Source organism: [Pseudopropionibacterium] massiliense, from assembly GCF_900607225.1.
Taxonomy (GTDB): domain Bacteria; phylum Actinomycetota; class Actinomycetes; order Propionibacteriales; family Propionibacteriaceae; genus Arachnia; species Arachnia massiliensis.
This window is the reverse complement of record NZ_LR027842.1, coordinates 1,983,324-1,995,421: the sequence shown is the minus strand read 5'-3', so window position 1 is coordinate 1,995,421 and position 12,098 is coordinate 1,983,324. Positions and strand designations below refer to the sequence as shown.

The following is a 12,098-nucleotide window of genomic DNA, read 5'->3' as shown; positions in this document are numbered from 1 at the left end:
AGGAGCCAAGATGACCCCCGCTGTTCCACCGCGACGATTCACCCCGATCGTCTCCACCAGCAGGTTGTTCGAACTGGATTATCCTCAACGCGTTGGGAGCTACGGCACTTACGAGGAGGCCCAGGCCGCGGTTGATTTCCTGTCGGATTCGAAATTTGCGGTGGCCAACCTGATGATCGTGGGAACCAACCTGAAATCAGTGGAGCGGGTGACGGGGCGACGTACCTGGGGATCCGTCCTGATCCAGGGAGCCATCTCTGGTTTCGGCACCGGGATCGTCGTGGGTTTGATGTTCTACCTGTTCATGCAGAGCGAGAGTACGTTCCTGTCGCTGATCCTTGCCGGGCTCGGGCTCGGGGTCACCTTCGGGATGCTCTCCGCGGCCCTGGCCTATGGGCTGAGTGGGGGACGCCGTGATTTCGAGTCGATGCGTCAGGTGGTCGCCACCGGCTACGAGGTGTTGTGCGAGCACAAGGTTGCGGATCGGGCACGTGAGCTGCTCGCCACGTGGCCCGGCCACAAATCCGCCGGGATTGACTGAGTAGGGTTCTGGGCATGGACTTGACTTGGGATCTGTACAACCCCGCCAGCCGCGCTGATCGTGTTCTCGTGGTCGCTCCCAGCCTTGGTGGGAATTGTTCGCACCAATGGGCGAAAGTGGCGGAGCTGCTGACGAGTGATGCCCGAGTGGTGTTCGTCGACTACCCCGGACACGCGCTGGGTGAGGTCTGGGACGATGCGGACGAGCCGACCCTGGACGTGGTCGCATCGGCCATCATGGACGTGATTCGCGAGGCCCGGAAACGGGTCGGAGAGCTTCCCGTGATCTTCGCAGGGCTCTCCATCGGCGGGGCGACGGGTCTTCACCTGGCCCGTGATCACGCAGATGAACTGGCCGGGGTCGCGGTGCTGTGCTCGGCGGCCACGGTGGGGGAACCTGACAGATGGATCGAACGTGCCGAGCAGGTGGAGACCTCCGGAACCCAGCAGCTGGTGGAGGAGACCTCGAAACGCTGGTTCACCCCGGCCTTCAAGGCCGCCAATCCTCGCGTCACGACCGCCATCATGGAGGGCCTGGCGGCAGCCGACGACCATTCGTACGCGCAGCTTTGCCGTTGCCTGGCCCATCACGACCTGCGAGCCGACCTGACCGACATTCGGTGCCCGCTGCTCCTGATCGCGGGAGAACGCGACAGTTCCACACCGATCGCGAACCAGGAACTGGTCGCTGAAACCGTGCCCGGGGCACAGCTCTCCGTGATCCCGGAGGTTTCCCACCAGGTCACGGTGGCGGCCCCGGACACCACGGCCAATCTGTTGCGCGCATTCATGGACCGGGTGGCACGGCAGCCCAGGAAGGAACTTCCCGACGACTGACGAGACGCACCTTCCGAACCTGGGAAAGGCCCGCCTCGATGGGATGATTCCACCGAGGCGGGCAGTTGGCGGTCAGCCCTGCAGGCGGGCCAGCCAGGCCTCCACGTCCCTGCTCGCGCGGGGCAACGAGGCTGACAGGTTCTCGGGATCACCCTCGGTGATGAGGATGTCGTCCTCGATGCGCACCCCGATGCCGCGGTACTCCTCGGGAACGAGAAGGTCGGTCGACTTGAAGTAGAGCCCCGGCTCCACCGTGATCACCATGCCCGGCAGCAACTCCGCGTCGCGGTATTTCTCCCGGCGGGCGGCGGCGCAGTCGTGAACGTCCAGACCCAGGTGGTGTGACGTGCCGTGCACCATCCAGCGCCGATGATAGCCACCCTCGTCGGCGAGGGTTTCCTCGACCGAGCAGGGCAGCACGCCGATCTCGGCCAGGAACTCCGCGATCACCCTGATGGCCGCGCGGTGCGGATCCAGGAAACCGTTGCCCGCCCGGCAGGCCGCGATGCCGGCCTCCTGGGCCGCCAGAACCACTTCGTAGACGCGACGCTGCGCATCGGTGTAGTGATCGTTGACCGGCAGCGTGCGCGTCACGTCCGCCGTGTACAGCGAGTTGACCTCGACCCCGGCATCCAGCAACAGCAGATCGCCGTTCAGGATGTCGCCGTCGTTGCGGATCCAGTGGAGGGTGTTGGCGTGGTCACCGCCCGCGGAGATGGTGTCGTATCCGACGTTGTTGCCCAGATGGCGGGCGTGCAGGCTGAAGATTCCCTCCACCCAGCGTTCGCCGCGGCCGCCTGCAACGGCGGTCGGGAGTTCGCGAGCAACCGCCTCGAAACCCACCCGGGTGGCCTCGCAGGCACGACGCAGTTCGTCGATCTCGAAGTCGTCCTTGACCAGACGTAGTTCGGAAAGCGTGCGGAACAGCTCCGCGTCGGCGTCCTGCGCCTGGCCGCCACGCAACTCGTCGATGAGGGCGGTGATTTCCGGATCGGCCTCACGCACCACCCGCAGCCCGACAACCTCGGAAAGATCCTCCCTCAGCCGGCGCAGATCTCGGCAGGGGAAGCCGACCCGGGAGGTCATTTCCTCCAGCGAGTCGCGTTGGCCGACCCACATCTCTCCGTACCGGCTGGAGGCGTAGAACTCCTCGTCCGTTCTGGGGCAGCGGGGTCGGAAGTACAGGCAGACATCGGTGGGGGAGACCACGGCGACCGCATCGGGCTCCCGATCCTCCCCCAACCCGGTCACCCAGGCGAAGGTGGAGTGGGGACGGAACCGGTAGTCGCAGTCGTTGGAACGAACCTTGTACGGCCCGGCCGGGATCACGAGGGTCGCGCCCGGGAAGGCCTCGCGCAGCGACGCCCAGCGTGCGGGGGTCCAGTCGGCGGCCGCCAATCGTTCGGGTGGAACCTCCGAGTAGGGTTCCCAACCCGAGACGATGAACTTCTTGAAGGCCTCCGAATAAGGAGACTTGCGGTTGTCTGTGCGATCTTTCGCCTCGTGGCTGCCCACCTGCTCTGTACTCATGGGTCAAGAGTCTAAATCCCCGGTAGATTGGCGTTCCAGAACGTTGGAAGGAAACCCATGCTCGCAGACCCCGCTGACCAGCAACGCCTGCTCACCCTGGCTGAACTCGACTCCGAGATCGGGCGTTTGCAGCACACCGCCAAGAAGCTGCCGCACCACGCCCGCATCGCTGAGCTGATGAAGAATCGGCAGGCCATCACCGATGATCTGGTGGCCGTCACCACCCGGGTGGGGGATCTGGAGCTCTCGGTTCGTCGGGCGGAATCCGACCTGACCCCGGTGAGAACCCGGTTGGACAGGGAAAGCAGACGGGTTGAGGACGGTTCCATCACGGACCCGAAGGTGCTTCGGGAGCTCATGGAGGAGGTGGAGCGCATCAAGCGGCGGATAACCGAACTGGAGGATGCCGAGCTCGATCTGTTGGGGCAGCTCGAGGAGGCCACCGCTGAACGCGATGAACTTGCCAGCCGGAAGAAGGAGGTCGAGGAGACGATGCGTGCCGAGGTCGCCGTTCGTGACGCCGAGGTCGGCAAGTTGAGCGCAGAAGCAAAGGCCATCACATCCAGCCGGACATCCGAAGCCGGGAGGCTTCCGGCCGCGTTGCTGGCCCTCTACGAGAAGATCCGCGCGCACAGCGGGCTCGGGGCGGCCAGGCTGTATCGTGGCCGGTGCAGCGGATGCCAGCTGGAAATCACCGTCTCGGATCTCGACACGTACCGCAAGGCGCCGGAGAACGAGGTTCTCAGATGCGTCGAGTGTGACCGGATTCTAGTTCGGACGGCTGATTCGGGCCTTTGATGCCGAGCCGCGAACTCAAGGTCTCCCCGGCGCCTCCCCACGATGTTGTAGAGGGACTCGATCTGCTTCGCAGCAGGCTGGGGGTGACGGTCGGTTTCCCCAGCGAAGTGCTCGCCGAGTCGGAGAACCTCCGGAAGGACCCTCCCGATTTCCCTCGGCACGTCGACCGGACCAGCGTGGAGTTCGTCACGGTTGACCCCGCATCCTCGAAGGATCTGGACCAGGCCGTTCGGGTCGAACGGAACGGATCGGGATACCGGGTGTACTACGCCATCGCGGATGTCGCGGCGTGGGTGAGACCGGGATCCGCCCTGGAGGCCGAGGCGAAGCGACGTGGGGAGACGTTGTACGCGCCCGGGGCCAGGGTGCCGCTGTATCCCGATTCCTTCTCGGAGGGCGTCGGATCCCTGCTGGCCGATGGTAGACCCCGTCCGGTGGTGCTGTGGACCCACGATCTGGACGCTGATGGGGTGTCCACGGGGGTGGGCGTCGAACGGGCCCTGGTTCGTTCGCACGCGCAACTCTCCTATGAGGAGGTCCAGGCGGATGCGAACGCGGGCCGGGTTCACCCGAGCGTCGCATTGCTGTCCGTCGTCGGCGAACTGAGGCAACGCCTCGAGGCCGAACGTGGGGGTGTCTCCCTCAACCTGCCCAGCCAGGAGATCATCGCGGAGAACGGAACATGGCTGACGAGGTTTCGTTCGCCGCTCCCGGTGGAGAGGCACAACGCCCAGGTCTCGCTCCTGACCGGTATGGCTGCGGCCGAGCTCATGGTGGGTGCAGCGGTCGGGATCCTGAGAACCCTGCCGGCTGCTGCCCCTGAGGCGATCGATCGCCTTCGTCTCAGCGCCGGGGCGCTGGGGGTCGACTGGCCCGTCACGCAGCCGTACCCGGATTTCGTCCGGGGTCTGGAACCGGGGGAGCCCGCGGAGCTCGCGGTGCTCGCCCGCTGCACATCGCTGTTCCGGGGAGCCGGTTACCGAAGTTTCGATGGGTCGTTGCCCGGCGACGACCTGGGACACGCCGCCCTGGCGGCCCGCTACACCCACGTCACCGCGCCCCTGCGGCGTCTGGTGGACCGCTTCGCGTCCGAGACCTGCGTGAGCATCGGGCTGGGGGAGTCGGTTCCCGGGTGGGTGCGTGAGAACCTCGCCGGGCTGCCGGAACTGATGGCGGCCAGCAACCGCCGCGCTCGGGCCTGGGAACATGCGGTGGTGGATCTGGCGGAGGCGTTGGTCCTCCAGGCGCGGGTGGGGGAGGTCTTCGACGCTGTCCTCATCGATGTCAATCCGAGGTCCGGGATGGGAACCTTCCAGATCGCCGCCCCTGCGGTGGAGGCGAAACTGTCCGCGGAGGGTCGTGAACCCGGCCGGGCGGTTCGGGTTCGGCTGGAAGAGGTCGATCTCAGCGAGGGCAGGACGGTGTTCTCCCATGCCGCTTGAGGAGCGATGGAGAGCTAGACTTGCCTCCCGGACGAGTCGGCCGGGTGATCGCGGCCCGGGAAACCGGGCTGAGGAAAGTCCGGACTCCGCAGAGCAGGGTGGTGGGTAACACCCACCCGGGGTGACCCGCGGGACAGTGCCACAGAGAACAGACCGCCCGGCCCAGCGGCCGGGTAAGGGTGAAACGGTGGTGCAAGAGACCACCAGTGCGCCGGGTGACCGGCGCAGCTCGGTAAACCCCACCCGGAGCAAGACCAAGAAGGCCGGTTCGCCGGCCGCGGAAACCGCCTGAGCGCTGCTCGCGCGAGGTTTCCGGGTAGGTTGCAGGAGCCCGTCGGCAACGGCGGGCCTCAGATGGATGATCATCGTCAGACAAAATCCGGCTTACAGGCCGGCTCGTCCCCGAACGGCACGGTGGTGAGCCCTTGGCATCACGTGGTGGAAGCGCCGCACGGCGGGGCGGCCAACGACCGGGGCCTCAACGTTCTCGGTGCAGGTGATGTCGGCAACCGGCGTACGGGCCGGCCGCCTGACCGGCCAGCCCGTAGCAGTCGAGATTCACTTCTCACTGACCAAATGGCTGGAGCACTCCTCACGTACCTGGTAGACGCTCTCGAAGCCGTCCTCGGAGACCTTGCCGTTCAGGTCGACCTTGCCGTCGGCGAGTTTCTGGAGAGCTGAGTCGTTCAGGCTGTCATAGGTCTTCTCGACTATGCACCCGGCGTAGTTGTTGATCGCGTCCTCGTTGGTGACACCACCTCCGTTGTCCTTGTAGGACTTGGCCACTCCCGCCTTGACGGCATCCTTGCTCGGTTTTCCTCCACCGCAACCGGTCACACCAAAAACGATGGCGGCCGCGGCCAGAACGGCCACCGACCTCTTGAGCAGTTGAGATTTCACGCTGTCGCTTCCTTTCCCGGCGCCGGGACGGCACCGCAGAGCAGCAGGTTAGTCTCCGGCAGGGTCGTTCCGGCCCCGGCCATCAGCAGCGGTAAATGCCGGTTTCCCACTCGTCCCGGGATTGCCACGGTAAACCGATGCGGCGCCGGGACATCTTCGTCGTTGGAGGGCACCACCATGCCCCCCGATCGCGACAGGGACCGTACCGGGGTTGACGGGAGCGACTCATCACCTCACGTTCACATCTTTGGACATGTCGGAGAACTGACCCCTCCGCCACACAGCCGGACGGTCAACCACGGGGGGCCGTGATGATCTCGGCTCCGGTATCGGTCACCACCAGCGTCTGCTCGAACTGGGCGCAGCGTGAGCCGTCGAGGGTGATGACGGTCCAGTCGTCCTTCCAGACCTCGGACTCGGGGGAACCCAGGGTCAGCATCGGTTCGATGGTGAAGGTCATTCCGGGGCGGATTCGGGTGGAATAACGGGGCTCGTCGTAGTGGAGGATCACCAGCCCCGAGTGGAAGGCGGTGTGGACGCCGTGCCCGGTGTACTCGCGCACCACCCCGTAGCCGAAACGCTTCGCGTAGGACTCGATGACGCGTCCTATCACCGAGGTGGATCGCCCTGGTTTGACAGCCTTGATGGCACGGTTCATGGCTTCCTGGGTGCGTTCCGTGAGCAGGCGCGACTTCTCGTCCACGTCACCGCAGAGGAAGGTGTAACAGTTGTCGCCGTGGACCCCGTTCTTGTAGGCCGTCACGTCGATCTTCACGATGTCACCATCCTCGAGGGGCCGCAGATCCGGGATGCCGTGGCAGATTACCTCGTTCACGGACGTGCAGCAGGACTTCGGGAAACCCCGATAGCCGAGAGTGGACGGGTAGGCGCCGTGATCCAGGATGTAGGTGTGGACTATCCGATCCAGTTCGTCGGTGGTGACTCCGGGTTGCACCGCCCTACCGGCCTCGTGCATCGCTTCGCAGGCGATTGCTCCGGCCTCCCGCATCGCCTCGATGATCTCCGGGGGCTGGACGTCGTCGCCCTCGTAGCGTTTCGGGGCCCGTTTCCCGACGTACGGAGGCCGCGCGATCGTTGCCGGGACCTCCAGGCGGGGGGTGATCTGGTGGGGGGTTACTGGACTCACGCGGCCACAGTATCAGCGACTAGATCGCTGAGTCCTGCGGCCCGTGAGCGAGTGGTCAGGATGGCAGCCTCATGTCCTGGAAAGCGGCCCAGATGGCGTCGTAGCTTTCCGCGTCCTGTTTCGTCACGTCGAGTAGGTCGAGCAGGGCAACATGCATGACCCCATCGCGTAGGCAGGTGAAAACAGAAACGTAATTCTTCTTAAGGCCGGGGAATCGGTCGGGTGGAAGATCGACTTCGATGCTCAGCCAAGCTGCATTTGCCTCGGGCATGTACCTGACATCTTCGATCCGTGTGGTTCTGCCCCCAGCCAGGTAGGATGCGACGAGCACTGCCGAGTGGAGTACCTCTGTGAATCCTTCATCTGCTTTCAATGTGCCGAGAGTCACCGTAGACCCGGGAGTTTGAGCACCGGCCTTGAATGCGTCGTATTGCTTGGCGAGGGTGTTTCCTTGATAGATGTATTTTTCAGTAGCGCCTTCTTGCCCTGTCGTTGAGAAACCTTTAATTTCAGGGATACTGAGACCGGGCTCGGCTTGGGAGGTGAGACGTCCGTCTCTTATCTCGCTCTTAGCCTCTCCCCCTGTCGCTGTTTCAGGGTTGGGGATAACAGGTATGGGATCGCCTATCTTCAAACTTTCGGGGTTCTCCGTGCTGGTCGGGTCTGCTGCGATCTGCTCCGGGGTCCGGGGGCGTCCGTCCCCCAGTGAGGCCTGGGTGGTGTGGACCGCCGAGGGAGCAGGGTCGGCCGCTGGCGAGGAACCCGATTCAGTTGGTGAAGTCGCCCCAGCAGTTGTCGAGGGGGGCTGCCCACCGGGTGAGTCCGGGTGTGGGGCCGAGCTGCTCTGATTGACGTTCGTCGACAACCACCAGCCGCTCCCGACGAGTAGACAGAGCACCAGCACCAGCACGCTCCATAAAACGGTGTTGCTCCGCCGGATGGACGTCGAGGGGAGCAACACGGGGCGCGCATCCCCGTCCTTCGTCCTGATCTGTTCCGTCCACTCGGCGCCGTTCCAGAAACGTTTTTGCGTATTGTCCTGCGGGTCCGGGTACCAACCTGGTTCTGACATGGTCCTCATCCTATGTGCCGGGGCAGTCACCACCCCGGGACGACGATGTGTGTTTATGAGTTCAGGCTGAGCTCGCCCAGAGCGGCGTTGACGGCTCCCAAGGTGGCAGGGTCATCCTGAGGAACGAGAGAGAGGACCACCTGCTTGCGCGACTTCTCCGGGTAGATCGCCACCGCAAGCGTGTCACCCGCGCCACCGGCTCTGCCCTCGACCGGGACGTGAACCTGGAGAACGACGGTGCCGTCGTCCCGGTTCTCCGTGATCCGGGTCACCTCGGCGGCGGGCTTGTTGTTGTAGAACGTCGGGCTGGCTATCACGCATTGGATGACCCGGACCGCGCTGCTGACAGCGCCGTCGAAGCCATCCTCCTTCCTGAGGGTGCCGACGGTCACGACTGCCTGCCCATCGTGACCCGGGTAGCTCTTCGTCATCGAATTCGACTGATGGATGAAGCCGTAGCTGACCGGTGAGGGGGAGAAGTCCTGTATAGCCGGATAACTGAGCCCTCCCGGTGACATGATGCGTCCTCCGGTCAGCACCCCTTGGGCATCGTTGGCAGTTGCCGGACAGTTGCTCTCCCCGCGCAACACATCGCCCACCTTGACTCCCGCACCGGAACTTCCCGAGGCATCGGGGGTCGTCGAAGCACCGGGGGAGGCCCCCGAGGCCGTGCTCTGTGATGCGGGAGAACCGGGTTGGCTCGTTGGCTGTGGCCTGTTCAGCAGCAGCAGCAGACCGCCCCCGATGAGCAGGGTGATGACCATGCCCATGGCCATCCACAAAACGATGTGCCGGGATCTCCTGGGCGATGAGGACGCGGCGGTCGAGGGGATGTGGGCCTGCGGGTAACCGGACGTCTCGGAGTACGTCTGTGGTTGCGTCGGGTAACCGGACTCTGGCTCGGGTGGTGTGGCCGATGAAGTTGGTGGGTTCTGCACGTGCACGGTCCAGCGGACGCCGTCCCAGTAGCGTTTGCGGTGGGGATTCTGCGGATCTGGATACCAACCGGGGGGAGCAGCCATGGGATCCATGGTAGAGGGAGACTCGGATGCTGTCGGGCGAACCCACGAAAGGCGGTTCGCCGTCATTTCGTCAGGAGCGGCTCAGGGAATCCAGGCTTCTTTTGACCAGTTCCTTTCGGGAGGAATCATCGATGGGAGCCTGGGTGTGGAAGAGGGTGACGGTGTCGGTGACTCCTTGATCCAGGATGACCACCACCACCTCGTCGCCGAGCACTTCGTAGTAGCCGGGTTCATTCCAGAAGTTGGCCCGGATCAGCCATCCCTCCACGCCGTCCGTGGTGCGATAGGATTTGTCCTCCAGGACCTCGACCCGTTCCAGATGGCTGTAGTAGTAGGAGGTTGACAAGCAGCTGATGAGTTGCTTGGCAGCGGTACGGGCGTCCGCGCTGTAGTCCTTCTTCGACAGCTGCCCGATCGCGGTCACCGCCACCCAGGAACCTGCCACAGGATCGTCCTGTCCGGAACGCTCCGAGGTGAAATCAATGAAGTGGCCTCCGTTCTCCCGCCAGCCGGGCACCCCTTGGTATTTCACGCCTCCGGAGAAGAACCAGCCGTTCTGGGAGGTTCTCGAGCTGACCTCCCGCACTATGGGGCATGCGATGGGGCGTCCCTGACCGTCGGCCGGCTGGGGAGACGTGGGGGTCTCGGAGGGTGCGGTTTCATCCCACTGACGGCCGGTTGGACGGGCCGAATTCGTGTCCGTGGGGGCGCTCCAGGGATTACTCCTCCACGGCTGCCAGAGGATGACGGAAACCACGATCAGGAGAGTGAGGATTCCTGCCCCGAGAATCCACGCGCCGCTCCGGAACGGGGAGCCTCCCTCGGTCTTCGCGGTGGCGAGGTCTTCCCAGCTTTCTCCGTTCCAGTAACGGGGGTTCTCGGAACCGTCGGGATCGGGGTACCATCCGGGCGTCGCCATGAAACCCATTATGAGGCTCCGGTTGAACACGCTCATTCGGGGTTTCCGGCAGGGCGTGGCCCCGGAAGCGAGGCGGGCTGCGGCACACTAGTGCCATGGACAGGCAGACAGAGTTCGTGCTGCGCTCGATGGAGGAACGAGGCATCCGGTTCGTGCGCCTCTGGTTCACCGATGTGCTGGGATCACTGAAGTCGGTGGCCATCGCACCCGCCGAGGTCGAGGGAGCCATAGCGGAGGGAGTTGGTTTTGACGGCTCGGCCATCGAGGGATTCGCCCGGGTCTACGAATCGGACATGGTCGTCCATCCGGACCCGTCGACCTTTCAGGTGCTGCCGTGGCGGCAGACCGATGGTGGCACGGCCAGGATGTTGTGCGACATCCAGCTGCCCGACGGTTCCCCGAGTTTCGCGGATCCCCGGCACGTGTTGAAACGCGCGCTGAAGAAGGCCGCCGACATGGGGTTCACCTTCTACATCCACCCGGAGATCGAGTTCTTCCTGCTCGGCCGGCTCAATCCGCCGGTTCCCCTCGACGACGGCGGCTACTTCGACCACACCACCCTCGGCGACGGAACCGATTTCAGGCGCGACGCCATCACGATGCTGGAGCAGATGGGCATCTCCGTGGAGTTCAGCCACCACGAGGGATCACCGGGGCAGCACGAGATCGACCTTCGCTACGCGGATGCCCTGACCATGGCGGACAACATCATGACCTTCCGGGTCGTCATCCGGGAAGTTGCCGTCTCCCAGGGCATCCATGCCACGTTCATGCCGAAACCCTTCACGGAGCACGCCGGATCCGGCATGCACACCCACATGTCACTGTTCGAGGGGGACACCAACGTCTTCCACGACGGCGCCGACGAGTATAGGTTGTCGAAGACGGCCCGGCAGTTCGTCGCGGGGCTGCTGAGACACGCCCCGGAAATCACCGCCGTGACCAACCAGTGGGTCAACTCGTACAAACGCCTCATGGGAGGTTCGGAGGCGCCGACCTGTGCATGCTGGGGCCGGGCCAACCGGTCCGCTCTGATCCGGGTTCCACAGTTCTCGCCGGGCAAGGCCAGCTCGGCCCGCATCGAATACCGCGCCCCGGACCCGGCCTGTAACCCCTACTTGGCCTTCGCGCTCATGCTGAACGCCGGGCTCGCGGGAATCGAGAACGAATACCCGTTGCCGGAGGAGACCGAGGACGCGGTGTGGCGGCTGACCGAGAAGGAACGCCGGTCGATGGGAATCAAGTCCCTGCCGCGCAGCCTCGACGAGGCGCTGCGGGTGATGGAGGGCTCGGAACTCGCGGCGGAGACGCTCGGGGAACACGTCTTCGACTACTTCATGCGAAACAAGCGTGCCGAGTTCGAGGCCTATCGCAGGCAGGTCACCGCATGGGAGGTCGAACGGCACATCAGGGTGTTGTGAGCGGAAACGCCGCAGCCACCCGCTCCGCCTGGGCTCCAGACACCTTCACATCGGCCTCCGCCCAGCAGAGCCGTCCGGTTGCCAGACCCAGAAAGGTTGAGGGCTCCATCTCCACCACGTTCGGGGGTGTTCCCCGGGTGTGTTTCGGGCCGTCCCCGAAACTCACCTGAACCGCGGCCCAAGGGGGAACCCGTACCTCGATCGCGGCACCCGGGTGAAGTTCGCCCAGCCGTGCGCAGAAGGCGCGGCAGCAGGCAGCCGTCAAGGTGCGCCCCAGAGCCAGGCCGTGTCGGCCCGCGGAATCCGCTGCCCTCAGCAACACCCTTGTCAAATCCGGGGCATGTCGGTTCAACTCGCCGTCCAGGGACAGCCCCAAGGTGGTGGCCTCGGCGGAATCCACGGCGGCCAGGCACTCGCGGAGATCCCGCAACTCTGCGATGGTCTTCTCGTCGGCGCTGAACATGCGGCAA

The 12,098-nt window shown here is 64.7% G+C and carries 12 protein-coding genes, 1 other RNA gene and 1 pseudogene; 6 read left to right on the top strand and 8 right to left on the bottom strand.

The genetic code is table 11. The features are described 5' to 3' along the window. Window positions 1-10: 10 nt before the first annotated feature. On the top strand, window positions 11-541 hold the full coding sequence (locus E0E39_RS08895; RefSeq protein ID WP_130874421.1) for a YflT domain-containing protein: 531 nt from the start codon (window positions 11-13) through the stop codon (window positions 539-541). Window positions 542-555: 14 nt separating this feature from the next. Continuing rightward, window positions 556-1,377 carry an alpha/beta fold hydrolase gene (locus E0E39_RS08890; RefSeq protein WP_130874420.1) on the top strand — a complete coding sequence of 274 codons (822 nt, stop codon included), beginning with the start codon at window positions 556-558 and terminating at the stop codon, window positions 1,375-1,377. A gap of 72 nt (window positions 1,378-1,449) precedes the next feature. Here E0E39_RS08890 and E0E39_RS08885 read toward each other — a convergent pair whose 3' ends face one another. Beyond that, window positions 1,450-2,907, bottom strand: a complete 1,458-nt coding sequence (locus tag E0E39_RS08885; protein WP_130874419.1) for an aminopeptidase P family protein — start codon at window positions 2,905-2,907, stop codon at window positions 1,450-1,452. A 57-nt stretch (window positions 2,908-2,964) separates the two neighbouring features. Between E0E39_RS08885 and E0E39_RS08880 the strand changes: the two genes are divergently transcribed. From E0E39_RS08880 to rnpB, 3 genes are all read left to right on the top strand, one after another. Then, on the top strand, window positions 2,965-3,705 hold the full coding sequence (locus E0E39_RS08880) for a zinc ribbon domain-containing protein (RefSeq protein WP_130874418.1): 741 nt from the start codon (window positions 2,965-2,967) through the stop codon (window positions 3,703-3,705). Further along, complete coding sequence (locus E0E39_RS08875) at window positions 3,705-5,147, top strand: RNB domain-containing ribonuclease (protein WP_130874417.1); 1,443 nt, start codon at window positions 3,705-3,707, stop codon at window positions 5,145-5,147. The genes E0E39_RS08880 and E0E39_RS08875 overlap by 1 nt, the downstream gene beginning before the upstream one ends. A gap of 32 nt (window positions 5,148-5,179) precedes the next feature. Then, window positions 5,180-5,550, top strand: an RNA gene (gene rnpB, locus E0E39_RS08870) — RNase P RNA component class A. A 155-nt stretch (window positions 5,551-5,705) separates the two neighbouring features. On the opposite strand, the gene E0E39_RS08865 is transcribed toward rnpB, so the two are convergent. The 6 genes and pseudogenes from E0E39_RS08865 to E0E39_RS08845 all read right to left on the bottom strand — a co-directional run bounded on the left by E0E39_RS08865 (window position 5,706) and on the right by E0E39_RS08845 (window position 10,207). Continuing rightward, window positions 5,706-6,047, bottom strand: coding sequence for a hypothetical protein (locus tag E0E39_RS08865; RefSeq protein WP_130874416.1), 342 nt, complete (start codon window positions 6,045-6,047; stop codon window positions 5,706-5,708). A 292-nt stretch (window positions 6,048-6,339) separates the two neighbouring features. Continuing rightward, a complete protein-coding gene (gene map / locus E0E39_RS08860; protein WP_130874415.1) occupies window positions 6,340-7,194 on the bottom strand; it encodes a type I methionyl aminopeptidase in 855 nt (284 codons plus the stop codon). A gap of 55 nt (window positions 7,195-7,249) precedes the next feature. Further along, a complete protein-coding gene (locus tag E0E39_RS16390) occupies window positions 7,250-7,828 on the bottom strand; it encodes a hypothetical protein (protein ID WP_245988260.1) in 579 nt (192 codons plus the stop codon). Window positions 7,829-8,182: 354 nt separating this feature from the next. Then, window positions 8,183-8,266, bottom strand: a pseudogene (locus E0E39_RS16780) (DUF2510 domain-containing protein); the annotation flags it as partial. A 53-nt stretch (window positions 8,267-8,319) separates the two neighbouring features. Continuing rightward, entirely contained in the window at window positions 8,320-9,288 is a 969-nt protein-coding gene (locus E0E39_RS08850) for a DUF2510 domain-containing protein (RefSeq protein WP_165444708.1), read from the bottom strand. 70 nt (window positions 9,289-9,358) lie between these two features. Beyond that, window positions 9,359-10,207, bottom strand: coding sequence for a DUF2510 domain-containing protein (locus E0E39_RS08845; RefSeq protein ID WP_165444707.1), 849 nt, complete (start codon window positions 10,205-10,207; stop codon window positions 9,359-9,361). Window positions 10,208-10,335: 128 nt separating this feature from the next. Between E0E39_RS08845 and E0E39_RS08840 the strand changes: the two genes are divergently transcribed. Then, on the top strand, window positions 10,336-11,628 hold the full coding sequence (locus tag E0E39_RS08840; RefSeq protein WP_207302551.1) for a glutamine synthetase family protein: 1,293 nt from the start codon (window positions 10,336-10,338) through the stop codon (window positions 11,626-11,628). On the opposite strand, the gene E0E39_RS08835 is transcribed toward E0E39_RS08840, so the two are convergent. Next, window positions 11,615-12,091 (bottom strand): sterol carrier family protein, encoded by a 477-nt coding sequence (locus E0E39_RS08835; RefSeq protein ID WP_130874410.1) that lies wholly within the window; start codon window positions 12,089-12,091, stop codon window positions 11,615-11,617. The two genes, E0E39_RS08840 and E0E39_RS08835, sit on opposite strands and share 14 nt — an antisense overlap. Window positions 12,092-12,098: the final 7 nt, after the last annotated feature.

Excerpts from the sequence above, each read along its gene's own strand:
- E0E39_RS08895 (WP_130874421.1), top strand. The coding sequence starts at position 11 with ATGACCCCCGCTGTTCCACCGCGACGATTCACCCCGATCGTCTCCACC.
- E0E39_RS08890 (WP_130874420.1), top strand. The coding sequence starts at position 556 with ATGGACTTGACTTGGGATCTGTACAACCCCGCCAGCCGCGCTGATCGT.
- E0E39_RS08885 (WP_130874419.1), bottom strand. The coding sequence starts at position 2,907 with ATGAGTACAGAGCAGGTGGGCAGCCACGAGGCGAAAGATCGCACAGAC.
- E0E39_RS08880 (WP_130874418.1), top strand. The coding sequence starts at position 2,965 with ATGCTCGCAGACCCCGCTGACCAGCAACGCCTGCTCACCCTGGCTGAA.
- E0E39_RS08875 (WP_130874417.1), top strand. The coding sequence starts at position 3,705 with ATGCCGAGCCGCGAACTCAAGGTCTCCCCGGCGCCTCCCCACGATGTT.
- E0E39_RS08850 (WP_165444708.1), bottom strand. The coding sequence starts at position 9,288 with ATGGCTGCTCCCCCCGGTTGGTATCCAGATCCGCAGAATCCCCACCGC.
- E0E39_RS08845 (WP_165444707.1), bottom strand. The coding sequence starts at position 10,207 with ATGGCGACGCCCGGATGGTACCCCGATCCCGACGGTTCCGAGAACCCC.
- E0E39_RS08840 (WP_207302551.1), top strand. The coding sequence starts at position 10,336 with ATGGAGGAACGAGGCATCCGGTTCGTGCGCCTCTGGTTCACCGATGTG.
- E0E39_RS08835 (WP_130874410.1), bottom strand. The coding sequence starts at position 12,091 with ATGTTCAGCGCCGACGAGAAGACCATCGCAGAGTTGCGGGATCTCCGC.